The organism is Aeromonas sp. 603404 (assembly GCF_049171775.1).
Lineage (GTDB): Bacteria > Pseudomonadota > Gammaproteobacteria > Enterobacterales > Aeromonadaceae > Aeromonas > Aeromonas veronii_A.
Genome location: NZ_JAAKPE010000005.1, coordinates 75,107 through 96,609, shown reverse-complemented (window position 1 = coordinate 96,609; position 21,503 = coordinate 75,107). Strand labels below are relative to the sequence as shown.

Genomic DNA, 21,503 nt, shown 5'->3' with positions numbered 1-21,503 from the left:
GGCATGAGCCGCACAAGCCAAGGCAACCCTGTTTATTCCTTCCACAATTGGCTAGAATATCCCGTTTTTAAATCACATCGACCCTGAGAGTTTTCACGATGTTCGAAGTTAATCCCGTATTAAATAAACTTAAGGAGCTGTCTGAGCGGACCGAGCTTCTTAGGGGGTACCTTTGACTATGACGCCAAGAAAGAGCGTCTAGAAGAGGTCAACGCCGAGCTGGAACAGCCGGACGTATGGAATGAACCCGAGCGCGCACAGGCGCTGGGCAAAGAGCGCGTCGCGCTGGAAAACGTGGTCGGCACCATCGACACCCTGACCCAGGGCGTGGATGACGTCGAGATGCTGGTGAGCCTGGCCGTGGAAGGAGAAGACGAAGAGACCTTCAACGAAGCTATCGCCGAATCCGAGCAACTGGAAGCCAAGCTGGTGGACCTCGAGTTCCGCCGCATGTTCTCCGGCCAGCACGACGGCTCCGACTGCTATATCGATATTCAATCCGGCTCCGGTGGTACCGAAGCGCAGGATTGGGCCAACATGGTGCTGCGCATGTACCTGCGCTGGGGCGATGCCCACGGCTACAAGCCCGAGCTGATTGAATGCTCCGAAGGCGACGTGGCTGGTATCAAATCCGCCACCATCAAGTTCACCGGCGAATATGCATTCGGCTGGCTGCGTACCGAAACCGGCGTACACCGTCTGGTTCGCAAGTCTCCGTTCGATTCCGGTGGCCGCCGTCACACCTCCTTCTGTTCTGTGTTCGTCTACCCCGAGATCGACGACGATATCGATATCGAGATCAACCCGGCGGATCTGCGGATCGACGTCTACCGTGCCTCCGGTGCCGGTGGTCAGCACGTTAACCGAACCGAATCCGCGGTACGTATTACCCACGTTCCGACCGGTGTCGTGGTACAGTGCCAGAACGACCGTTCCCAGCACAAAAACAAAGACCAGTGTATGAAGCAGCTGAAAGCCAAGCTCTACGAGCTGGAAATTCAGAAGCAGAACGCTGAGAAACAAGCCCTGGAAGAGACCAAGTCTGATATCGGTTGGGGCAGCCAGATCCGTTCCTATGTGCTGGATGACTCCCGTATCAAGGATCTGCGCACCGGCGTCGAAACCCGTAATACCCAATCGGTGCTCGACGGTGACTTGGACAAGTTTATCGAAGCCAGCCTGAAATCAGGTCTGTAAACAAGCAGGAATCACCATGTCTGAACAAACCATCACTCCGGAAGTCGACCAAACTCTCGAACTCAACAACGAGATGACCGAGCGTCGTTCCAAGCTGGCCGCCCTGCGCGCCCAGGGTAATCCTTTCCCCAACGACTTCCGTCGCGACAGCCTCTCTGGCGATCTGCACGCAGAGTTCGACGACAAAAGCGCCGAGGAGCTGACGAGCCTGGGTAAACGGGTGAAGATTGCCGGTCGCATCATGACCCGCCGGATCATGGGCAAGGCTTCTTTCGCCACCCTGCAGGACATGGCCGGCAAGATCCAGGTCTACGTCACCCGTGACGACCTGCCGGAAGGTTTCTACAACGAGCAGTTCAAGAAGTGGGATCTGGGCGACATCGTGGGTGTCGAAGGTACCCTGTTCAAGACCCAGACCGGTGAGCTCTCCGTTCACGTTTCCGATATCCGCCTGCTGACCAAGGCGCTGCGTCCGCTGCCCGAGAAGCACAAGGGCCTGACCGACCAGGAAGCTCGCTGCCGCCAGCGCTACCTGGATCTGATCGCCAACGAAGAGTCCCGCAAGACCTTCATGATCCGCACCCAGGTAGTTGCCGGTATCCGCAAGTTCTTCAACGAAAAGCGCTTCATGGAAGTGGAAACCCCGATGATGCAAGTCATCCCGGGTGGTGCCTCCGCACGTCCGTTCGTCACTCACCACAATGCGCTGGACATCGACATGTACCTGCGTATCGCTCCGGAGCTCTACCTGAAGCGTCTGGTGGTTGGTGGTTTCGAGCGTGTCTACGAGATCAACCGCAACTTCCGTAACGAAGGTATCTCGGTTCGTCACAACCCCGAGTTCACCATGATCGAGTTCTACATGGCCTACGCCGACTACATCGATCTGATGGACCTGACCGAAGAGCTGCTGCGCACCCTGGCGCAGGACATCCTGGGCGACACCAAGATCCGTTACGCCAAAGAGGGCGAAGAGGGCCTGACCATCGATTTCGGTCAGCCGTTCCAGCGCCTCACCATGGTCGAGTCCATCCTGAAGTTCAATCCGGATGTGACCCTGGATGATCTGGCTACCCTCGAGAGCGCCAAGGCCGTTGCCAAGCGTCTGCACATCGAGCTGATGAAGGGTTGGGAGCTGGGCCACGTGATCACCGCGATCTTCGAAGAGACCGTGGAGCACATGCTGCTGCAACCGACCTTTATCACCGAGTACCCGGCCGCCGTTTCTCCGCTGGCTCGCCGCAACGACGTGAACCCGGACGTAACCGACCGCTTCGAATTCTTCATCGGTGGCCGCGAGCTGGCCAACGGCTTCTCCGAGCTGAACGATGCAGAAGATCAGGCCAAGCGCTTCCAGGATCAGGTTGATCAGAAAGAAGCTGGCGACGACGAAGCCATGTTCTACGACGCAGACTTCGTCACCGCACTGGAACACGGCCTGCCGCCGACGGCCGGTCAGGGTATCGGTATCGACCGTCTGGTCATGCTGTTCACCAACAGCCACACCATCCGTGACGTTATTCTGTTCCCTGCCCTGCGTCCGCAGAAGTAAGGCCCACAGAAGCCAGCTAAATCCCTTGGGTCAATCCCGAGCGTGATAGCCCATAAAAACGCCCCGCGACTGCGGGGCGTTTTTTTATAATGCTCACAACAATTGACGAATGCTTACCGCTTATGAGGCTGGCGGTAGCAGCCACTCTCCCTGCCACAAGGTGACGGCCTGACCGGCCATCAGTACCCGCGCCTCCTGCAGTTCAAGCCGCAACTCACCACCACGGGCCGAAATCTGACGGGCCCGCAGTTGCCGTTTACCAAGCCGTTCGGCCCAGAAGGGCACCAGAGCGCAGTGGTTGGAACCAGTAACCGGATCCTCATCGACGCCCACCCAAGGGGCGAAATAGCGGGAGACAAAGTCATGGTTCGGGTCGTTTGAGGGCGCCGTCACTATCACCCCCCGTCCCGGCAAAGCACGCAGAGCATGAAAATCTGGCAAAAGCGCACGGATTTCCTCTTCACTTGCCAGTTCCAGCAAGAACTTGGCCCCGGCCGCCAGGGTTTGTCTTGGTTGGCAGCCGAGCGCGGCAGCATAGGCGAGGTCCAGAGTCAGTGGAGTCAATGCGATACGCGGAAAATCGAGCCAAATCCACTCATCTTCGCGCTGGGCCAGCAGCTCACCACTACGGGTCTCGAAGCGGATAGTCTCGTGTGCAGCTACCGCCCCTGTCTGCCACAACACATGAGCAGCCGCCAAGGTGCCATGACCGCAGAGATCAACCTCGACTTTCGGCGTGAACCAGCGCAACTGATAATGGGCTCTGCCAAGTTGTACCAGAAAGGCTGTCTCGGAGAGGTTGAACTCGGCCGCCATCGCCAGCTGGCTGGCATCCGGCAGGGCGGGTCCCAATACAACCACTGCGGGGTTGCCACCAAGGGGCTGCCGACTGAACGCATTGACATGAAACAATCTGATATTGGACATGGCACTTCCTATGTTATCAAGTGGCTCTCATTTAACGCCCTTTATACCACGCCCCTCTTTTGCTGCGGGAACAGGCGTACCTCTGCCCCTTTAATGCATTAATAGAATAAAGAAGACATTTTTATTCTTTGTTGTTATCCAACACGCCCTTTAATCTGGCCAAAAATCAGACCATGGAAGACGCGTGTGATGCAATTGAAGGATTCCCCATTCAACCTCTCCCCCCTCTCTGACGAGCAGCAACGTCAGCTGGGCCAGGTACTCTCGACTCTCAATACCCAGCAACTGGCTTGGGTGAGCGGATATCTCTACGGCCTCTCCCAGACCGGTCACCAGAACGTTGCTGCCAGCGCCGCCGTGGCTGCGCCCAGCGGCAGCCTGACCATTCTCTACGGCTCCCAGACCGGCAACGCCAAAGGGGTCGCCACTGCCATCAAGGCGCAGGCCGAGGCCCGAGGCCTCCCCGTCACCCTAGCGTCGATGGCCGACTACAAACCCAAGCAGCTCAAGAAAGAGAGCCACCTGCTGGTGGTAGTGAGCACTTACGGGGAGGGTGAACCGCCGGAGAGCGCCGTCGATCTGTTCGAGCAGCTTAAAAAAGGCAAGATTGGCAAGCTGGACGGGCTCAAGTTCGCGGTACTGGGGCTGGGTGACAGCTCCTACGAATTTTTCTGCCAGACCGGCAAAGATTTTGACGACTTCCTCGCCAAAGCAGGGGCCGAGCGGGTTTATGAGCTCGCCAGCCTCGATGTGGATTATCAGGATGCCGCCAAGGCGTGGGGCGAACAGGCACTCAACGCCATCACCGCGACCCTCTCTACCGGTGCGGCCAGCAGCAGCGTAGCCAGCGCGGTGCAGCAGGCGGTTGGCCACAGCCAGTACAGCAAGGAGAATCCCTTCCCTGCCCGCCTGTCGGTCAATCAGAAGATCACCGGCCGGGATTCCACCAAGGATATCCGCCATATAGAGATCAATCTGGCCGACTCCGGCCTCACCTATCAGCCGGGGGATGCCCTCGGTGTCTGGTTCGACAATGACGCCGAACTGGTGGACGAAGTGCTGGCCCTGACCGGCCTCTCTGGCGATGAAACCACGGCTCACGGCACCTTGCGCGCCGCACTGACCGGTCACTTCGAACTGACCCGGCTGCACGGCGGCTTTATCACAGGACTCGCTGACATATCGGACAACGCGGCGCTGAAAGACTTGGCCGGTGACAAGGCCCAGGTCAATGCACTGGTGGCCTCCGCTCAGGTGGTGGATGTGCTGAAACGCTTCCCGACCGCCCTCACGGCCGAGCAGCTGATCGGGTTGCTGCGTCCCCTCACCCCGCGCCTCTACTCCATCGCCTCCGCCCAGAGCGAAGTGGAAGAGGAGGTGCACCTGACCGTCGGCGTGGTGCGCTACCCGCAGGAAGATGGCACAGTGCGCAGCGGCGCAGCCTCCTCCTATCTGGCGGATCGGCTGATTGAGGATGGCGAGGTACGGGTATTCGTCGAGCACAACGACAACTTCCGCCTGCCGCAAGACCCCGACACCCCCGTCATCATGGTGGGCCCGGGCACCGGCATCGCCCCGTTCCGCGCCTTTATGCAGGAGCGGGAAGCCCAAGGTGCCGAGGGCAAGAACTGGCTCTTCTTCGGCAACCCCCACTTTACCCAGGATTTCCTCTATCAGGTGGAGTGGCAGCGTTATGTGAAATCGGGGCTGCTGTCAAAGATCTCCCTGGCCTTCAGCCGGGATCAGGCCAACAAGATTTATGTGCAGGATCGCCTGCGCGAGGCAGGGCTTGAGCTCTACCAGTGGCTGGAAGCAGGCGCTCACGTCTATGTGTGTGGCGACGCCAACAAGATGGCCAAGGATGTACAGGAGGCCCTGCTGGAAGTGATTGCCGAACACGGCCACAAGAGCCGTGAGGAAGCAGAAGAGTATTTGAGCGAATTGCGTCGTGCCAAACGTTATCAAAGGGATGTCTATTGATGAGCAAACAACCTCTTTCTCACCCCAAAGCGGGACCGGTCGAAGGGCCGCTGGCCGACAACGAGCGCCTCAAGCGCGAGAGCAACTTCCTGCGCGGCACCATAGAGCAAGATCTGCAGGACCCGCTCACCGGCGGCTTCAACGGCGACAACTTCCAGCTGATCCGCTTTCACGGCATGTATCAGCAGGATGACCGCGACATCCGCCCGGAGCGCGCTGCCCAGAAGCTGGAGCCGCTGCACAACGTTATGCTGCGTGCCCGCCTGCCGGGTGGGATCATCACCCCGGCCCAGTGGCAGATCATCGACAAGTTCGCCGAAGAGCACAGCCTCTACGGCAGCATCCGCCTGACCACCCGTCAGACCTTCCAGTTCCACGGGGTATTGAAGCGCGACATCAAGCTGATGCACCAGACCCTCAACAGCACCGGCATCGATTCCATCGCCACCGCGGGCGATGTGAACCGCAACGTGCTCTGCACCAGCAACCCGGTGGAGTCCGAGCTGCATCAGGAGGCCTACGAGTGGGCCAAGAAGATATCCGAACACCTGCTGCCCAAGACCCGCGCCTACGTGGAAATCTGGCTGGACGGTGAAAAACTGGGGCAGGATGAGGAGCCGATCCTGGGTTCCAACTACCTGCCGCGCAAATTCAAGACGACCGTGGTGATCCCGCCCCACAACGACGTGGATATCCACGCCAACGATCTCAACTTCGTGGCGATTGCCGAACACGGCAAGCTGGTAGGCTTCAACGTGCTGGTGGGCGGCGGCCTGGCCATGACCCACGGCGACACCAGCACCTACCCGCGCAAGGCGAGCGATTTTGGCTTTATTCCGCTCTCTCACGTGCTGGAGGTGGCCGCCGCCGTCGTCAGCACCCAGCGCGACTGGGGTAACCGGGTTAACCGCAAGAACGCCAAGACCAAGTACACCCTAGAGCGTGTCGGCGTCGAAGCGTTCAAGGCCGAGGTGGAGAGCCGAGCTGGCATCCAGTTCGGACCGGTTCGCCCCTATGAGTTCACCAGCCGGGGCGATCGCTTCGGTTGGGTCGAGGGGATCGACGGCAAGCACCACCTCACCCTGTTTATCGAGAATGGCCGCCTGCTGGACTTCCCGGGCAAGCCGCTCAAAACCGGCATGCTGGAGATCGCCAAGGTGCATCAGGGGGATTTTCGCCTGACCGCCAACCAAAACCTGATCATCGCCGGGGTGCCTGCCAGCGAGAAGGCCCGCATCGAAGGGCTGGCACGCCAATACGGCCTGCTGGATGACGGCGTGAGCGAGCAGCGCAAGCAGTCCATGGCTTGTGTGGCCCTGCCTACCTGCCCGCTGGCGATGGCCGAGGCGGAGCGCATGCTGCCGGCGTTTGTCACCGACATCGAGGGCTTGCTCACCAAACATGGGCTGGCGGATGACGCCATCATCTTCCGGGTCACCGGTTGCCCCAACGGCTGCGGCCGCGCCATGCTGGCGGAAGTAGGTCTGGTGGGCAAGGCGCCGGGCCGCTACAACCTGCATCTGGGGGGCAATCTGGAGGGGACCCGCATTCCGCGCCTGCACCTCGAGAACATCACCGAGCCGCAGATTTTGGCCGAACTCGACGCGTTGATCGGCCGCTGGGCCACCGAGCGAAATCAGGGTGAGTGCTTCGGCGACTTCGTGATCCGGGTTGGGGTAATTGCCCCCGTTATCGACTCTGCGAGAGACTTCTATGCCGCTTAATGTCACTGAATATGGCCGCCTTGACCTGCAGGCACTGCTGGCCCTCGGCCGTGAAGAGCAGGCCGAGGCGCTGGCGCCCCTCAACCGCGAGCTGGATACCATGAGCGCCCCCGAGCGGGTGCGCTGGGCTCTGGCCAATCTGCCGGGGGAGCATGTGCTCTCCTCCAGCTTCGGCATTCAGGCGGCGCTGATGCTCCATCTGGTGAGCCGCGAGCGGGCCGATGTGCCGGTGGTGCTGACCGATACCGGTTATCTGTTCCCCGAGACCTACCGCTTTATCGACGAGCTGACCGAGCGCCTCGCGCTAAATCTCAAGATCTATCGGGCCGAGCTCAGCCCCGCCTGGCAGGAGGCGCGATTTGGTCTCTTGTGGGAGCAGGGGGTAGAGGGCATCACCCGCTACAACCAGCTCAACAAGGTGGAGCCGATGGACCGCGCCCTGCGTGAGCTGGGGGCCCAGACCTGGTTCTCCGGCCTGCGCCGGGAGCAGTCCGGCAGCCGTGGCAAGCTGCCGGTGTTGGGCATCCAGCGCGGCCGCTTCAAGTTCCTGCCGGTGATCGACTGGAGCAACAAGGATGTCTTCTACTACTTCAAGGAGTTCGACCTCCCCTACCACCCGCTGTGGGAGCAGGGTTATCTCTCGGTGGGCGATATCCACACCACCGCCAAGTGGGAGCCGGGCATGAGCGAGGAGCAGACCCGCTTCTTCGGCCTCAAGCGCGAGTGCGGTTTGCACGAGGAAAATGGCGAGAACGACGGCTCAGGCATCTGAGCCAAGCTGTCCACCCGCACGGCTTTCATAAAAAAACGCCCGGCAACAGCCGGGCGTTTTAATTTGCGCAAAAGGGTGGCATTCCACCCCTCATTACTTGGCGGCGCGCGCCTGGGTCAGCCAGTCGTTCACCAGCACCTCGTGGCCCTTGAGCCAGGCGTCGGCGTGACGCTCCACATCCGCCGGCTTGTTCTGCCCCTTGTTCATCAGGCCGTTCTGCACGTTGATGTCATTGAGCGGAAGCTTGACGATGGAGAACAGCCTGGCGGCTGCCGGGTTGGCCTCGGCGAACTGCTTGTTGGCCACTATATGCATGGTGTTGACCGGGAAGCCATAGTTCTTGCCGTTCGGCAGCCGGGTCTTGGCCGCATCAGGGCCGTCGGCGGGCACCTCCAGCCACACCACGTCCTTGCCCGGCACCAGCTCGCTGCTGAGCCAGTAGGGGGTCCAGGTGTAGTAGAGCACCGGCTTGCCGGCCTGGTAACGGGCACGGGTATCGGCGATCAGCGCCGCGTAGTTGCCCTGCTTGTGAGTGACGGTCGGGGTCAGGCCAAACCCGGCCAGATGACGGTTGATCGCCTCTTCGCAGCCCCAGCCCGGATTGCAACCCACCAGGTCGGCCTTGCCGTCGCCATCGCCGTCAAACAGCGCCGCCAGCTTGGGATCCTTGAGCTGACCCAGATTGGTGATGCCGTAGCGAGTCGCGGTCTGCTTGTCGATGAGATAGCCCTGGGCGGCCCCGGCCACATAGGTGCCCTCACGGAAGAACACCTTGTCGCCGCCAGCCTGCTCATACTTGTTGTTTTGCAGCGGTATCCAGTTGAAGGCGAGGAAGGTGCCATCCCCCTGCGCCACCGAGGCGTAGGCCACGTTGTAATCCACCTCCTGGGCCGGCTGGACGTCATAGCCGAGGCGCGCCATCAGCTTGCTGACCAACAAGGTCTGAAAACTCTCCTCCGGCAATGAGCTCTGCAGGGGCTGGACGCGCACTCCCTCCCCCGGCAGCTCGGTGCTGGCCATGGCGAGCGGGCCGAGCAGTTGGGAGCTCAACAGCAGGGAACCCAGGGTCAGCGTCTTGGTAATGAGCCTCATGCATTTACTCCTTTGTAATCGATAGACTTGTCGCGGCCGAGCAGGCGCAGCAGCAGGGCGGCGGGGCCGCGCTGATACCAGCGGCCGGTACGACTGCGATCCGGCTGTCCCATCGCCTGGGTCAGGCGGTCGAGCACGATGGCCAGCAATACGATGCCGAGGCCGCCGATGGAGGCGAGCCCCATGTCGAGCCGGCCGATGCCGCGCAGCACCATCTGGCCGAGGCCCCCCACCGCAATCATGGAGGCGATCACCACCATGGAGAGTGCCAGCATCAGGGTCTGGTTGACCCCGGCCATGATGGTGGGCATGGCGAGCGGCAGTTGTACCTTGAACAGCAGCTGAGAGGGGCTGGCACCGAACGAGTGGGCCGCCTCAACCAGATCCGCAGGCACCTGGCGAATGCCCAGCATGGTCAGCCGGATCATCGGCGGCAGCGCGAAGATGACGGTCACCACCACCCCGGGCACGTTGCCGATACCGAACAGCATGACGATGGGGATGAGGTAGACGAAGGCCGGGGTAGTCTGCATCGCATCCAGCAGCGGCCGTGTCCAGCGCGACAGTCGCTCGCTCCTCGCCAGCAGGATGCCGACCGGCAGCCCGATCAGCACGCAGAAGAACAGCGAGGTCAGCACCAGCGACAGGGTCACCATGGCATCGGACCAGGCGCCGATAAGGCCCACCACCACTAGCGAGAACAGGGTTCCCAGCGCCATGCGAGCGTTCACCAGTTGCCAGGCGATCAGGGTCAGCAGACCGATCATCAGGGTGGAAGGTACCGTCTGCAGCAGATGGGTCATGCCGCCCAGCGCCAGCTCCACCGGTGCACGGATCAGCTGAAACACGGGACGCAGGTTGTCCACCAGCCAGCCGATGCCATCCTCGACCCAGCTGTCCAGTGGCACCAACGCCTGCTGGAAGGGATCCAGCCAGTCGACGGCAGCTGTGGTATCCACCGTCTCGATCTGGTTCTGCCAGTCGGTGGCGGCGGTGGCGGTATCACTCCAGGGATCGGCCACCTCGGTGGCACTAGAAGCCGTGGCGCCCCAAGGGTCGGCCGCCACCTCATCGGCACGCAGGGCGGGGCTCGCCAGCAGCACCAGGGCCAGCAGCCCGCTCAGTAAAAAATTGGGATTCATCAGCTTCATGCCGGGGTACTCCTGTCCAGGGTGTTCAGCAGGTTGGCCTTGGAGATGAGGCCCAGATAAGTGCCATCCTCCTCGACCACGGGCACCTGACAGGGGGCGGCCGCCACCTGGCTGATCAGTTCGTTGAGGGCGGTGTCCGCCATAATGGGCCGGATGTCCGCCAGCAGCGCCTGCTCCAGGCTGCCTTTGGCCCTGACTGCATGACCGAGCGACTCCACCGAGACGACCCCGATGAAGCGACGCCGGCGATCCACCACGTAACCGAACTCCCGCTCCTGCTCCTTGAGCTGGCGCAGGGCGTTGCCCGGCCCGTCGGTGGTGTGCTTCTTGATGAGCGGCATCTGCTTGCGGCTGGCCACGTCGCGGGCGCTGAACACGTTGGCCAGATCCACCCCGCGAAAGAAGGCGCGCACATAGTCATTGGCGGGCTGGTTGAGGATCTCGTCCGGGGTGCCGACCTGCACCAGCTGGCCGTCCTGCATGATGGCGATGCGATCGCCGATACGCATCGCCTCGTCCAGATCGTGAGAGATGAAGACGATGGTGCGCTGCTGGCTGGCCTGCAGCTTGAGCAGCTCGTCCTGCATCTCGGTGCGGATCAGCGGATCCAGCGCCGAAAAAGCCTCGTCCATCAGCAGGATGTCAGGGTCGTTGGCGAGTGCGCGGGCCAGGCCGACCCGCTGCTTCATGCCGCCGGAGAGGGCATCGGGGAAGGCATCGATCCACTGACCCAACCCCACCTGATGGAGCGCCTGGCGGGCGCTCTGCTGGCGCTCCGCCAGCGGCACACCGGCCAGCTCCAGCCCGAAGGCGGTGTTTTCCAGCACGCTCAGGTGCGGCATCAGGGCGAAGGACTGGAATACCATGCTGATCTTCTTGCGCCGCACCTGACGCAGCTCGCCGTCGGAGATGGCGGCGATGTCCTCGCCATCGATCAGTACCTGGCCGCGGGTCGGCTCGATCAGCCGGTTGAAGAGACGCACCAGGGTGGATTTGCCCGAGCCGGAGAGGCCCATCACCACGAAGATCTCCCCTTCGTCGATGGCCAGATTGACATCCTGGACCCCCAGGGTCTGCCCGGTTTTTTGCAGGATGCTGGCGCGGTCATGCCCTTTCGCCAGCAATTTGAACGCTTTTTCCGGCTGATCGCCGAAGATTTTGTAGAGTGATTTAACCTCGAGTTTGACTGTCATACTGTCCTTTTTTCATGGTCGACATCTTGGTGATTAACCTGCCGAACGCGAGCCAACTGCTTTTTACACTAAGCAATAAACACCCAAAACAAAAGGACCAATAGAGTCCCCAAAGGCAAACCACAAAATAAACAATTGATTTTAAAAAGTTATTTTTATCAATAAAAACCGAACAAAGCCTGGTCTTATCCATAAAATCTTCCATATAAAACGAAGATGCACTGGGAAAAATCATTCAAAAACAATCAAAAAAGCGCAAGAAAATGCAGGTTAATGACGGTAACTGTGTGACGCGCCATCCAGATAATCAACAGCGACCAAATGATTACACATCTAACTATTTATTGGTCACAATGAGGACAGATTGGGGGACAAGAAAAGGAGCAGAGGAGGGGCAGAGCAGAGGATGAAGGTGCGTTCACACGCCGCGATGAGATCGCCCTGCCACCTCTGGACAATCGGCCTGCTGGCACGGAGCTTCTGGCAAATAGCCCGTACGAAAAAAGCCCCTTGTGCAACACAAGGGGCTATCAGCCAGAGCGGTAACGCCGCCCGTCAACGCCGCTGCCAGGTTTCGAAACAGTAGAAGTGGGGATTCTTCTCGTCAGGCTGATGTGACTCGCGCTCGATGCACGACCAGTCGCCCTCGTCGAAGGCCGGAAAGCGGGTATCACCCTCCACCGCCAGATCGATGCGGGTCAGATAGAGCCTGTCGGCCCGTGGCAGCAGCTGGCCGTAGAGATGACCGCCTCCGATCACCATCAGCTCGGCCACGTCACTGCCGGCCAGCAGCGCCAGCGCCGCGTCCACCGAGTCGATCACCTCCACGCCGTCGGCCCGGTAGTCGGGGTTGCGGCTGATCACCAGATTGCGCCGTCCGGGTAGCGGTCGACCGATGGATTCGAAGGTTTTGCGCCCCATCAATACCGGTTTACCGAGGGTGACACGCTTGAAGTGGGCCAGATCGGCAGGCAGATGCCAGGGCATCTGGTTGTCCTTGCCGATCACCCTGTCGTGGGCCATGGCGGCAATCATGGAAATCTTCATGGGGCCTCTCACCGTCTGTCAGATTATGGGGCGGTTACGGTACACGACCAGAGAGGGGATCGCCAAACCGAAACTGAGGGCACCGACGATAAAGAGCGCCTTGAGGCCGTTCTCCACCGCACTCTGAATCAACTCCATGGTCACGCCGTTGATGTTGAGCTCTACCACCGCAATCATGGTTTTGAACGCATAACTGCCCGGGATCATCGGAATGATGGAGGCAACGCTGAACACCGGACGCGGTGCCAGCAGACGGCGCGACCAGTAGACGCAGACAAAGCCGACCGTGGTCGCCGCCGCCAGCGTCGCCCACTCGATGGGCATGCCATAGTGGATCAGCAGGGTACGCAGGCTGTGAGCCAGCGCGCCGCCCATGGCGCAATACTTCAGCATCCGTGGTGGCACGTTGAACAGCATGGCAAACCCCACCGCCGGGATGGAGGACCAGAAGGCATCCTTGGCCAGTAGCCAGAGCAAATCCATCATACTTTCCACCCCCAGATCCCCGTGACCGACATGGCGAGAATGATGCCGGTATTGATCCGTGCGCTGATGGTGAGCAGGGCAACCCCGTTCCCGCTGGCCGATACAGAGTCGACAGCCTTCATACCTTCCACCCCCAGATCCCGGTGACCGACATGGCCAAAATGATACCTATGGCGGCGCTGATGGTCAGCAGGGTCGCAGTCCCCCAGCGGGCCAGCCCCATGTTGAAGTAGCCCTTCACCATGTCGGAGACCGCATTGATCAGCGGAAAGCCCGGCACCAGCAGCAGCACGCTGGCCGCCATGGCGAGATAGGGCTGGTCACCCCAGTTGAAGAAGGTGGCGCTGGAGGAGAGCAGGGTGGCAATAAAGCCGGTGGCGGCAAAGTTGATGAGCGGGCTGTGGTGATGGCGAGCCATCAGCTGGCGCACCCGCATCGCCACGGCAGATGAGAAGCAGGTCACCAGGAAGATGGGCCAGTCTCCGCCAAACAGCAGGCTAAAGGCACCACAGGAGAGCCCCACCATGGGGACCACCAACCAGGGGTGATAGTGGAAAGGGACGATGGCTTCGAGGCGCTGGCGCACTTCACGGGCACCGATCAGCTCTTTTTCCGCCATGATGCAGATCCGCTGGATCTCGCACACCACCTGCATATTGATGCCATGTTCGCGCACCCGCCGGGTAGTGGTAACACAGCCCCCCTGATAGAGGCTGGTGAGCACGATGGCACTGGAAGAGATGGCCATCTCGACACTCTCCAGCCCCAGCGCCATCCCCAACCGCACCGTGGTCTGCTCGATGATCCGGCTCTCCGCCCCGAACTGGGCCAACATCTGACCCACCTTGACGATAATGCGGGTGATCTCTGTCTGTTGCTCCCGCGACAGCACCCGTCTTGGTGTGATACTTCTCATAATCCCTTCGAGTCGTAGCAATAAAAATTTCGGCCATATTAGCCTAACTTTTACTGTTATTCATCCACCCCTATCACAACCTGACTAATTAGTTATTACAAGAAGGAGAAAAGAAATTACATCACAAATACATTACGACTAACATTAAAAACCATAACAATCAGGTCGCCAGGAATCCCCTTTATTATGGCCTCACCGATTTGGCTGAAATATCATTCAAGGGGGTTATTGCAGATTATTTACGACGTCGATAGTCCGCCAGACGGATTATTTTACCACTGCCATCGCTTTCAGGCGGAGGGTCCCCCTCTTCTCTGAACTGGCTCATTTCGCTGCGCATCAAATAAAAAGATTCCCGCATCATGTTGGTAATCCGGATACAGCTATCAAGATTGTTTTTCGCCAGACGGCGCTGACCATCAATCTTGAACTGCAACCCGCGCAGACGGCGCTGCTGATCGGGGCGAGCTCGGGCCATCAACTGGTCGATCTGCTGCTCCAGGATCGCATCCAGCCGGGAAGGCTCTCTCGCGGCCAACTCCTTCAGGGTGTCAAAATCAGGCAACTCCATATGCCCTCCTTGGCGACTATTGCTGGCAACACACTGCGGTACCACACCATCACGTCCCAGCCATATAAATCTGTATATACGATGCGGCTAAAAAGGGTTCAATCCATCCACTGGGGACTAAACCGGACAATGGTCACTACGAGGGTGTCTATCTATTTTAATTGTGTTTGGAAACAAGCGATTGTTTTTAATTCAGGCGAGATAAAACACTTATACATTTTAGGTTGTGATTTTCTGTTTTTTATTGCAAATAAAAATCCGGGTGGCCTTATTTTGCTTCATTCGACTCTTTATCATCCATAAAATGACCAGTAGCTCCTTCCGACGATTTAACATATCTCACTGATTATGTTATTTTAATTGCCACTTTTATCGGACATTCAAGAGCAGACCATGAGCAAGGCAAAAATCGGTATCGTCACCGTCAGCGATCGCGCCAGCGCGGGCATCTATGAAGACCTCTCCGGCAAGGCCATCATCGACACCCTGAACGCCTATCTGACCTCGGAGTGGGAACCTGTCTATCAGGTGATCCCCGATGAACAGGATCAGATTGAAGCGACCCTGATCCGGCTGGCGGATGAAGAGCAGTGTTGTCTCATCGTCACCACAGGCGGCACCGGCCCGGCCAAGCGGGATGTCACGCCGGAAGCGACCGAAGCGGTGTGTGATCGCATGATGCCGGGCTTTGGCGAGCTGATGCGGGCCGAATCCCTCAAGTTTGTGCCGACCGCCATTCTGTCGCGCCAGACAGCCGGACTGCGCGACGACACCCTGATCGTCAATCTGCCGGGCAAGCCCAAATCGATCCGCGAGTGTCTGGATGCAGTATTCCCCGCCATCCCCTACTGCATCGATTTGATGGAAGGGCCGTATCTCGAGTGCGATGAAACTGTCATCAAGCCATTTCGGCCGAAAAAATAGCAAAGCCGACCATAAAAAATAATGGCGAGCCACGGCTCGCCATTATTTTTAGCTCATCTGTTCGTGCAGACAAAATGCATCGATTATTTACGGCCGAATACTTTTACGCCCGCTTTGCTGCGCTCTGAATTACCGTACACTTCGATCTTTTTCACACAACGACGCGAACCCAGTGATTTCCACTCGGTCTCTTTATCACTGCTCATCTCCCGATCGAAGCGAATGGTTTTGGTACGATCACCACCATAGGTCACCACCACCCGATCCAGGGTCAAATCACGTTCCGCCTTCACCTTGATATATTTGGTCTGACGGCAAATCACCAAAGGAATTGTCGCACCATGATCACCGGCCCCCAGCAAAATAGTCCGCCCCAGCGTGAACTGATCATCGCCAGCATGGCTGGCTGACGCCACCACCAGCAAGACACCACCCAGCAGGGTGCGCGCGGAAAAACGGGAATTCCAGATAGACATCAGGGACATAACACCTCCAATAAAAAACGGAGTGCAATAATACGGACCGAACCATAACGGAAGCTGTACCCGAACGCGCATTTGCGGCGAAAGAGGGGCGATTGCCTGAGAAAATGAAGGAATTTGCCGGTAAAAATGTGAAGGGCCGCATATTGCGGCCCTGACTGCATATGAGCGCTCAACGCTCCATGATCTGGGTCACATCTTCTTTATTAATCATCACCTCACGCCCTTCATGATCGTAATAGCGATACATACCGGTACTCTCGTCCAGCTTGGGCTTGCTCTCTGTGGTGATCATCTTGCCATCCTTGGTGCTCATGATGTATTGGGAGCTGCATGCTACCAGCCCCAGGGCGCACACCAGGATCATCATCAGTTTTTTCATAGGCGCACTCTTCTCCTTTCACCCTCACCACGAGGGTGTCATATCCAGCCTACTCCAATCCGGCAGGCAGTCGGAAACTTGCACAATAAAGTGAGATCACCATCAAAAATCAGTTACTTGCGACCACCCGGTTTGCCACTGCTACCGGTACCGGAACCACAGCCAAGTGCCAGCCGATCTGCCGCGGCTCTGGCCTGCACCAGACCATAGCCATAGCTGTTGTCCCGTCCGACAGCCCCCTGATCCTGGGCGCTGCTGCGCAGGGTCTGGCGCAGTTGATCATTGCTGCACTCCAGCCGCTGTGACCAGGCCAGGGTGGCGACCCCGACCACATGAGGGGTCGCCATCGAGGTACCGCTGTAGCTGGCGTAACCACTCGGCACGGTCGACAGCACAGCAACACCGGGGGCCGCCAGCTCCACCTGATCGTTGCGTTGCGAGAAATAAGCCAACTGCTTGCTGCCATCGATAGCAGCCACGCTCACCACACTGCTGTAAGAGGCGGGATAGGACTTGCTGGTGTTGCCCGCATTGCCCGCCGCCGCCACACTCAACACATTCTGGCTGTAAGCCTGATTGAACGCCTGCTCTTCCGTCTTGCTGGGCACATTGCCCCCTAGGCTCATGTTGATGACCATGCGAGTAAAGCCACGACTGCTCATCCCCTGCTTGCAGGCATTGAGAGCCCCCACCAGGTTGGAGGTATAGGCCCAGCCGTTGGCGCCAAACACCTTGATGATGTGCAGCGGGACACTCTGATTCGGCAAGACACCGACCACGCCCATGTCGTTCCCCCCAATGGCGGCTATGGTGCCTGCCACGTGGGTGCCGTGACCGTTTTCGTCACTGCTCCAGCTGCCTGTACCTGCGTTGTCACTACCCTGCACCTGCGCCCCATGGGGCAGATCCGGGTGATTGCCGCTATAGCCAGAGTCAATGATACACACCAGCACCTCTCCGGCCATACCATCGCTCAGTTGTGGCGCCTGTACCATGGGAATGCCATAAGGCAGGGTCTCGGCACTGGCATAACGCTTGGCATCCGGCTCCACCCACAGCACGTTGGGGTTGCGCGCCAGCGCTGTCGCTGCAGCAGCTGGCAACCAGAGCGCCAGCGCATGCTGCTCGGGCAGTTGCAGGGCCAGCTCGCCCCCCATCCCTTTGCTTTGGGCCAGCACAGCGGCCTCCGCCCCCGGCTTGAGTTGCACCAGATAACGAGCCCGTTCGGCAGCCATTACCCCCTGTGCCAGTACGCCTGCCACCAGCAGGCCTGTCCATATCCGTCTCATCAGCCACTCCTTCCATCGACCTGATAGCCACCAGCAAAGTGTAGTGGCAGGCTGGCGCAGGTCCGAGCGGATACAAAAAGGCCGGACATCTGTCCGGCCTCTTCTTTCAAGCGCAAGAGCGCAATCATGACTTGGCGGGCTGGCGCTCACCGGTCACGGTCGGGTTCTTGGGATCGGAACTCCACTCATACCAACCGCCGTCGTAGACGCTGATCCGTTTCCAGTCCATCAGCCAGGCGTAGAAGAAGGCCTCGGAGGCGCGCCAGCCGGTACCGCAGTAGAATGCGGCCTGCTGAGTTGGCTCGATGTTCCACTGGTCCCACATGGCGAGGATCTCGCGGGCCGGCTTCATGGTGCCGTCCGGGTTGTGGAAGTCGCTCATGCTGTTGGCATCCACCCCACCGTGACCCCACTTGGCCCCCGGAATATCGCCCTTCGGCTTGATGTAGCTGTAACCTGAGGTGTTGCCGACAAACTCGTCCCAGGTACGCACACTGACCAGTGCGCTATCGGGCTGCTTGAGCAGCTCTTTCGCCTGACTTAGCGTGGTGTAGTACTCGGGGTGAGCGGGAATGGCCACGCCAAACTCCTTCACCGGCTCATATTTGTTGGGCAGGCCGGTTTCGGTGCGCAGGTGCTGGATAAACCAGGCATCCAGGCCACCGTCCAGCAGGCGTACATCTTCCACCCCCGCATACATCATCAGATGCGCGGCACGGGCGGCCGCCATGGTGTTGCGACCATAGAGGATGACGGTGGTGTCGTGACGGATGCCGTTATCCAGCAGCAGCTTCTTGAGTGCTTCGTCAGAGACCTTGTTCCACAGCGGCTCCTCTTCGAGGCTGTTGGTATCGATATAACCGGCCCCCGGGATGTGGCTGATGAGGTAGGCTTTGGGTGAACCCCAATCCACTTCAAACAGCTTCCAGTCCCCCTTGGGCGCCGCGGCAACCGGCTTGCCCTCTTGCAGGTCCGCCAACCAGCGCGGATAGACCAGCTGCTGCCAGCGTGCCAGCGACTCGCGCGGTGCGGCTTGCCACCCTTGCAGCTCGAACAGCTGCTTGATCCCTTGCTTGCGCAGCAAACGGGCCACCTCGGCCACTTCGCGGGACGCACCGTAGAGGGCAACCGGACGATCGGCCTTCAGCCCCTTGATCTCGAGCGCCTTTGGCCACTCTTCATCGCTGTATTTCCACTCGGCAGAGAGGTTCTCGGCACCCGCCACATGGCCGCCCTGCTTCTCCCCTTCCATCGGCCACCCCTGATAGAAGTAGCTGGCGCGGGTATCCAGGATGACCGCCTGTTTGGCCTTGGCATCGGCCAGCGAAAGCGGTGGCAACTCCCCAGCCACGGCGGGCAGGGCACACCAGAGCAGTAAGGTCGCCAGCGCGGCCTGCAGGAAGCGAAGATGTCGTTTCATGGTGATTTCTCGATTCATAGTGAACAAGGTTAAAAAATGGAGCGACCCAGCCGCTCGGCCAGCAGCTCCAGCGCCGCCGTGCCCGCCAGCGAGTTACCGGCTTTGTTGAGCTCGGGCGACCAGACACAGACGCAGAGCTCGCCCGGGATCAGGGCGATGATACCGCCGCCGACACCCGATTTGCCCGGCATGCCGACCCGATAGGCAAAATCGCCCGCCTCGTCATAAAGGCCGCAGGTGGCGAGCAGGGCGTTGACCTGCTTGGTGGTGCGGGCTGGCAACAGTGGCACGCTCTCGCCCAGTGGCACACCACGGTTGGCCAGATAGATGAATGCCCGCGCCAGATCGACGCAGCTCATGCGAATGGCACAGGCATTGAAGTAGCTTTGCAGCACCTTGTCCACTTCGTTTTCGAAGTTGCCATAGGCCTTCATCAGATAGGCGATGGCGGCGTTGCGGGCAGAGTGCTGATATTCGGAGCGGGCGACCACCTGATCCGCCATGATGGCCGGATTGCCGGAAAGACGGCGCACCAGCTCGAGGGTACGCTGACGGGGCGCAGTGAGGCGGGTCTCCAGCAGATCGCTCACTACCAGCGCCCCGGCATTGATAAAGGGGTTGCGGGGGATCCCCTGCTCGAACTCGAGCTGAACCAGCGAGTTGAAGGGCTGGCCGGAGGGCTCCTTGCCAACCCGGGCCCAAATCTCCTCCTCCTGATAGAGGGTGAGTGCCAGGGTCAGGCTCAGGGCCTTGGAGATACTCTGGATGGAGAAGGGTTCAAAAGCGTCACCGGCGGTGAACAGCTCCCCCTCGACGGTACAGACTGCGATACCAAGCCGATCGGCCGGTACCTGAGCCAGTGCCGGAATGTAGTCGGCCACCTTGCCTTGTCCCAGCAACGGGCGCACCTCTTCAAGGATGCTGGCCAGTAATTCGGATGACAACACCATAAGCAATAAGCGATTCCATGACTAAAACAGCGGTGGAGATCCCATCCCCACTGACAAAAATCCCGCCAGCGGCGGGATTTTTCAGTTACCCACAACAAGGCGCCAGATGCGGCAGCCTTGTATCAGGCCGGTTCACCGTACCAGAGGTCGAACAGCTCGGTAACGACCACGGCTTCCATCCCCTTGCCTTCCAGCCAGGATTTGACGGCAGCGCGGTCTTCTTCGGTACACTTGCCCAGTTGCTGGGTGCAGATCATCCCTTCCCAGGCCAGGTGACCGGAGCCGGCAAAAGCCAGTTTACGGGGTTCAACAACCTCATCGATCATCGCATCGACTACCGCATCGATGGTCTCTTCGGCAGTGCCGACCGGGAAGTTGAAACTGATGTCGAAACCCATTTCCTGGAATTCATCGACGCGCAGTTTCTTGCGCAGGCGGCGGCTACGATTGGCCATGATAGCTCCTCAAGTTAGTTGATACGCTAGGTGTGTTGACGTGCCAGCTTAGCTGACACGCTTGAAAATCAGATCCCAAACCCCGTGGCCGAGACGGTGGCCACGTTGTTCAAATTTGGTCAGCGGACGCCAGTCCGGACGAGGCACCCAGTTGCCGGTGGCAGAGGTATTCTCGTAACCCTCGGCGGCGCTCATCACTTCCAGCATGTGCTCGGCATAGTTTTCCCAGTCGGTCGCCATGTGGAACACGCCACCGATGGCCAGCTTCTGGCGAATATCCTGGGCAAACGCAGGCTGTACAATGCGACGCTTGTGGTGACGGCTCTTGTGCCAGGGATCCGGGAAGAAGAGCTGCAGGCAGGAGAGTGAGCCGTTCGGGATCATGTGCTCCAGCACCTCGACCGCATCGTGGCAGATCACCTTCAGATTGGTGACGCCCGCTTCCTGAGCGGTACCCAGACAGGCGCCCACGCCCGGGGAGTGCACTTCAATGCCGATGAAGTTTTTCTCGGGGGCATTCTTGGCCATCTCCACCAGAGAGGCGCCCATGCCAAAGCCGATCTCCAGCACCACAGGTGCTTCACGGCCAAACAGTGCGACCAGATCGAGCTGCTTTGGCTCGAAATCGATGCCCATGACCGGCCAGAGCTCTTCCAGGGCCTTCTCCTGCCCTTTGGTCAGGCGGCCTTCGCGACGGACAAAGCTGCGGATCTTGCGCATGAACTTGCCGTCTTCGTTAAATACATCTTGGGTCACAGGCATAATGGTCTCGTTATTTCATCAATCCGGGTAATACATCTTGTGTCCGATCCCTAGCGGGACCGCTCGCGGCTCGGCATTTCATCGACCCGCGAAAACAGGGGAGCGAATTATCCCAAGATAGGCCCAAGGCGCAAGTGTTTCGCGAAACAAATCCCTCATCTCTCTCCATTTCATTGACAACAGTTGACAAATGCCGACCCGTTCACAGAATCGGTCACGCGTCGAGTACAT

Annotated in this window: 22 protein-coding genes; 6 read left to right on the top strand and 16 right to left on the bottom strand. The window is 59.4% G+C overall.

What is annotated here, in order from left to right; all coding sequences use genetic code 11:
• Window positions 1-98 precede the first annotated feature (98 nt).
• Both prfB and lysS read left to right on the top strand, forming a co-directional pair.
• A protein-coding gene (gene prfB, locus G5306_RS09175; RefSeq protein ID WP_100645262.1) for a peptide chain release factor 2 occupies window positions 99-1,197 on the top strand; the annotation gives its coding sequence in 2 pieces (ribosomal slippage) (window positions 99-173 and window positions 175-1,197; 1,098 coding nt in all).
• Between the two features lie 16 nt (window positions 1,198-1,213).
• Entirely contained in the window at window positions 1,214-2,749 is a 1,536-nt protein-coding gene (gene lysS, locus G5306_RS09170) for a lysine--tRNA ligase (protein ID WP_005335201.1), read from the top strand.
• Window positions 2,750-2,869: 120 nt separating this feature from the next.
• On the opposite strand, the gene G5306_RS09165 is transcribed toward lysS, so the two are convergent.
• Complete coding sequence (locus G5306_RS09165; protein ID WP_421312765.1) at window positions 2,870-3,676, bottom strand: PhzF family phenazine biosynthesis protein; 807 nt, start codon at window positions 3,674-3,676, stop codon at window positions 2,870-2,872.
• A gap of 189 nt (window positions 3,677-3,865) precedes the next feature.
• Between G5306_RS09165 and G5306_RS09160 the strand changes: the two genes are divergently transcribed.
• Genes G5306_RS09160 through G5306_RS09150 form a run of 3 tightly spaced genes read left to right on the top strand, consistent with a single transcriptional unit; the run spans window position 3,866 to window position 8,152 of the window.
• A complete protein-coding gene (locus G5306_RS09160; protein WP_421312764.1) occupies window positions 3,866-5,656 on the top strand; it encodes an assimilatory sulfite reductase (NADPH) flavoprotein subunit in 1,791 nt (596 codons plus the stop codon).
• Window positions 5,656-7,380: an assimilatory sulfite reductase (NADPH) hemoprotein subunit gene (gene cysI, locus G5306_RS09155; RefSeq protein ID WP_421312763.1), complete on the top strand. Its 1,725-nt coding sequence runs from the start codon at window positions 5,656-5,658 to the stop codon at window positions 7,378-7,380. The genes G5306_RS09160 and cysI overlap by 1 nt, the downstream gene beginning before the upstream one ends.
• Window positions 7,370-8,152, top strand: a complete 783-nt coding sequence (locus tag G5306_RS09150) for a phosphoadenylyl-sulfate reductase (RefSeq protein ID WP_421312762.1) — start codon at window positions 7,370-7,372, stop codon at window positions 8,150-8,152. Before cysI ends, G5306_RS09150 begins: the two co-directional genes overlap by 11 nt.
• A gap of 93 nt (window positions 8,153-8,245) precedes the next feature.
• Here G5306_RS09150 and proX read toward each other — a convergent pair whose 3' ends face one another.
• The 8 genes from proX to G5306_RS09110 form a co-directional block, all read right to left on the bottom strand.
• The gene (proX, locus tag G5306_RS09145; protein WP_227342055.1) at window positions 8,246-9,244 is read right to left on the bottom strand and encodes a glycine betaine/L-proline ABC transporter substrate-binding protein ProX; all 999 of its coding nucleotides are present in this window, start codon (window positions 9,242-9,244) and stop codon (window positions 8,246-8,248) included.
• Window positions 9,241-10,395 carry a glycine betaine/L-proline ABC transporter permease ProW gene (gene proW / locus G5306_RS09140; protein WP_216953006.1) on the bottom strand — a complete coding sequence of 385 codons (1,155 nt, stop codon included), beginning with the start codon at window positions 10,393-10,395 and terminating at the stop codon, window positions 9,241-9,243. Before proW ends, proX begins: the two co-directional genes overlap by 4 nt.
• Window positions 10,392-11,588 (bottom strand): glycine betaine/L-proline ABC transporter ATP-binding protein ProV, encoded by a 1,197-nt coding sequence (gene proV / locus G5306_RS09135; RefSeq protein WP_216953005.1) that lies wholly within the window; start codon window positions 11,586-11,588, stop codon window positions 10,392-10,394. Before proV ends, proW begins: the two co-directional genes overlap by 4 nt.
• Window positions 11,589-12,143: 555 nt before the next feature.
• Window positions 12,144-12,635: a type 3 dihydrofolate reductase gene (folA, locus tag G5306_RS09130; protein WP_421205079.1), complete on the bottom strand. Its 492-nt coding sequence runs from the start codon at window positions 12,633-12,635 to the stop codon at window positions 12,144-12,146.
• A gap of 18 nt (window positions 12,636-12,653) precedes the next feature.
• The gene (locus G5306_RS09125; RefSeq protein ID WP_026035076.1) at window positions 12,654-13,121 is read right to left on the bottom strand and encodes a threonine/serine exporter family protein; all 468 of its coding nucleotides are present in this window, start codon (window positions 13,119-13,121) and stop codon (window positions 12,654-12,656) included.
• The gene (locus tag G5306_RS09120) at window positions 13,118-13,243 is read right to left on the bottom strand and encodes a hypothetical protein (RefSeq protein WP_005335209.1); all 126 of its coding nucleotides are present in this window, start codon (window positions 13,241-13,243) and stop codon (window positions 13,118-13,120) included. The genes G5306_RS09125 and G5306_RS09120 overlap by 4 nt, the downstream gene beginning before the upstream one ends.
• Window positions 13,240-14,037 (bottom strand): threonine/serine exporter family protein, encoded by a 798-nt coding sequence (locus G5306_RS09115; RefSeq protein ID WP_005348133.1) that lies wholly within the window; start codon window positions 14,035-14,037, stop codon window positions 13,240-13,242. Before G5306_RS09115 ends, G5306_RS09120 begins: the two co-directional genes overlap by 4 nt.
• Window positions 14,038-14,272: 235 nt before the next feature.
• The gene (locus G5306_RS09110) at window positions 14,273-14,608 is read right to left on the bottom strand and encodes a DUF3135 domain-containing protein (RefSeq protein ID WP_421230636.1); all 336 of its coding nucleotides are present in this window, start codon (window positions 14,606-14,608) and stop codon (window positions 14,273-14,275) included.
• A gap of 393 nt (window positions 14,609-15,001) precedes the next feature.
• Here G5306_RS09110 and mog point away from each other — a divergent pair, with 393 nt between their 5' ends.
• The gene (gene mog / locus G5306_RS09105) at window positions 15,002-15,532 is read left to right on the top strand and encodes a molybdopterin adenylyltransferase (RefSeq protein ID WP_005354170.1); all 531 of its coding nucleotides are present in this window, start codon (window positions 15,002-15,004) and stop codon (window positions 15,530-15,532) included.
• 83 nt (window positions 15,533-15,615) lie between these two features.
• Here mog and G5306_RS09100 read toward each other — a convergent pair whose 3' ends face one another.
• The 7 genes from G5306_RS09100 to trmB all read right to left on the bottom strand — a co-directional run bounded on the left by G5306_RS09100 (window position 15,616) and on the right by trmB (window position 21,272).
• A complete protein-coding gene (locus tag G5306_RS09100) occupies window positions 15,616-16,017 on the bottom strand; it encodes a DUF2541 family protein (RefSeq protein ID WP_129503427.1) in 402 nt (133 codons plus the stop codon).
• A gap of 169 nt (window positions 16,018-16,186) precedes the next feature.
• A complete protein-coding gene (locus tag G5306_RS09095; protein ID WP_129503426.1) occupies window positions 16,187-16,396 on the bottom strand; it encodes a YgdI/YgdR family lipoprotein in 210 nt (69 codons plus the stop codon).
• Window positions 16,397-16,509: 113 nt separating this feature from the next.
• The gene (locus tag G5306_RS09090; RefSeq protein ID WP_216954981.1) at window positions 16,510-17,685 is read right to left on the bottom strand and encodes a S8 family peptidase; all 1,176 of its coding nucleotides are present in this window, start codon (window positions 17,683-17,685) and stop codon (window positions 16,510-16,512) included.
• A gap of 124 nt (window positions 17,686-17,809) precedes the next feature.
• Window positions 17,810-19,105 (bottom strand): sulfurtransferase, encoded by a 1,296-nt coding sequence (locus G5306_RS09085; RefSeq protein WP_319920095.1) that lies wholly within the window; start codon window positions 19,103-19,105, stop codon window positions 17,810-17,812.
• A 29-nt stretch (window positions 19,106-19,134) separates the two neighbouring features.
• Window positions 19,135-20,055, bottom strand: a complete 921-nt coding sequence (gene glsB / locus G5306_RS09080) for a glutaminase B (protein WP_005348151.1) — start codon at window positions 20,053-20,055, stop codon at window positions 19,135-19,137.
• A gap of 122 nt (window positions 20,056-20,177) precedes the next feature.
• The gene (locus G5306_RS09075; protein ID WP_005348158.1) at window positions 20,178-20,510 is read right to left on the bottom strand and encodes a YggL family protein; all 333 of its coding nucleotides are present in this window, start codon (window positions 20,508-20,510) and stop codon (window positions 20,178-20,180) included.
• 48 nt (window positions 20,511-20,558) lie between these two features.
• A complete protein-coding gene (trmB, locus tag G5306_RS09070; protein WP_005335228.1) occupies window positions 20,559-21,272 on the bottom strand; it encodes a tRNA (guanosine(46)-N7)-methyltransferase TrmB in 714 nt (237 codons plus the stop codon).
• Window positions 21,273-21,503: the final 231 nt, after the last annotated feature.

Excerpts from the sequence above, each read along its gene's own strand:
- G5306_RS09115 (WP_005348133.1), bottom strand. The coding sequence starts at position 14,037 with ATGAGAAGTATCACACCAAGACGGGTGCTGTCGCGGGAGCAACAGACA.
- proV (WP_216953005.1), bottom strand. The coding sequence starts at position 11,588 with ATGACAGTCAAACTCGAGGTTAAATCACTCTACAAAATCTTCGGCGAT.
- lysS (WP_005335201.1), top strand. The coding sequence starts at position 1,214 with ATGTCTGAACAAACCATCACTCCGGAAGTCGACCAAACTCTCGAACTC.
- G5306_RS09150 (WP_421312762.1), top strand. The coding sequence starts at position 7,370 with ATGCCGCTTAATGTCACTGAATATGGCCGCCTTGACCTGCAGGCACTG.
- cysI (WP_421312763.1), top strand. The coding sequence starts at position 5,656 with ATGAGCAAACAACCTCTTTCTCACCCCAAAGCGGGACCGGTCGAAGGG.
- G5306_RS09165 (WP_421312765.1), bottom strand. The coding sequence starts at position 3,676 with ATGTCCAATATCAGATTGTTTCATGTCAATGCGTTCAGTCGGCAGCCC.
- G5306_RS09100 (WP_129503427.1), bottom strand. The coding sequence starts at position 16,017 with ATGTCCCTGATGTCTATCTGGAATTCCCGTTTTTCCGCGCGCACCCTG.
- G5306_RS09110 (WP_421230636.1), bottom strand. The coding sequence starts at position 14,608 with ATGGAGTTGCCTGATTTTGACACCCTGAAGGAGTTGGCCGCGAGAGAG.
- proW (WP_216953006.1), bottom strand. The coding sequence starts at position 10,395 with ATGAAGCTGATGAATCCCAATTTTTTACTGAGCGGGCTGCTGGCCCTG.
- proX (WP_227342055.1), bottom strand. The coding sequence starts at position 9,244 with ATGAGGCTCATTACCAAGACGCTGACCCTGGGTTCCCTGCTGTTGAGC.
- G5306_RS09085 (WP_319920095.1), bottom strand. The coding sequence starts at position 19,105 with ATGAAACGACATCTTCGCTTCCTGCAGGCCGCGCTGGCGACCTTACTG.
- G5306_RS09095 (WP_129503426.1), bottom strand. The coding sequence starts at position 16,396 with ATGAAAAAACTGATGATGATCCTGGTGTGCGCCCTGGGGCTGGTAGCA.
- G5306_RS09075 (WP_005348158.1), bottom strand. The coding sequence starts at position 20,510 with ATGGCCAATCGTAGCCGCCGCCTGCGCAAGAAACTGCGCGTCGATGAA.
- G5306_RS09160 (WP_421312764.1), top strand. The coding sequence starts at position 3,866 with ATGCAATTGAAGGATTCCCCATTCAACCTCTCCCCCCTCTCTGACGAG.
- glsB (WP_005348151.1), bottom strand. The coding sequence starts at position 20,055 with ATGGTGTTGTCATCCGAATTACTGGCCAGCATCCTTGAAGAGGTGCGC.
- G5306_RS09120 (WP_005335209.1), bottom strand. The coding sequence starts at position 13,243 with ATGAAGGCTGTCGACTCTGTATCGGCCAGCGGGAACGGGGTTGCCCTG.
- G5306_RS09125 (WP_026035076.1), bottom strand. The coding sequence starts at position 13,121 with ATGATGGATTTGCTCTGGCTACTGGCCAAGGATGCCTTCTGGTCCTCC.
- G5306_RS09090 (WP_216954981.1), bottom strand. The coding sequence starts at position 17,685 with ATGAGACGGATATGGACAGGCCTGCTGGTGGCAGGCGTACTGGCACAG.
- folA (WP_421205079.1), bottom strand. The coding sequence starts at position 12,635 with ATGAAGATTTCCATGATTGCCGCCATGGCCCACGACAGGGTGATCGGC.
- mog (WP_005354170.1), top strand. The coding sequence starts at position 15,002 with ATGAGCAAGGCAAAAATCGGTATCGTCACCGTCAGCGATCGCGCCAGC.
- trmB (WP_005335228.1), bottom strand. The coding sequence starts at position 21,272 with ATGCCTGTGACCCAAGATGTATTTAACGAAGACGGCAAGTTCATGCGC.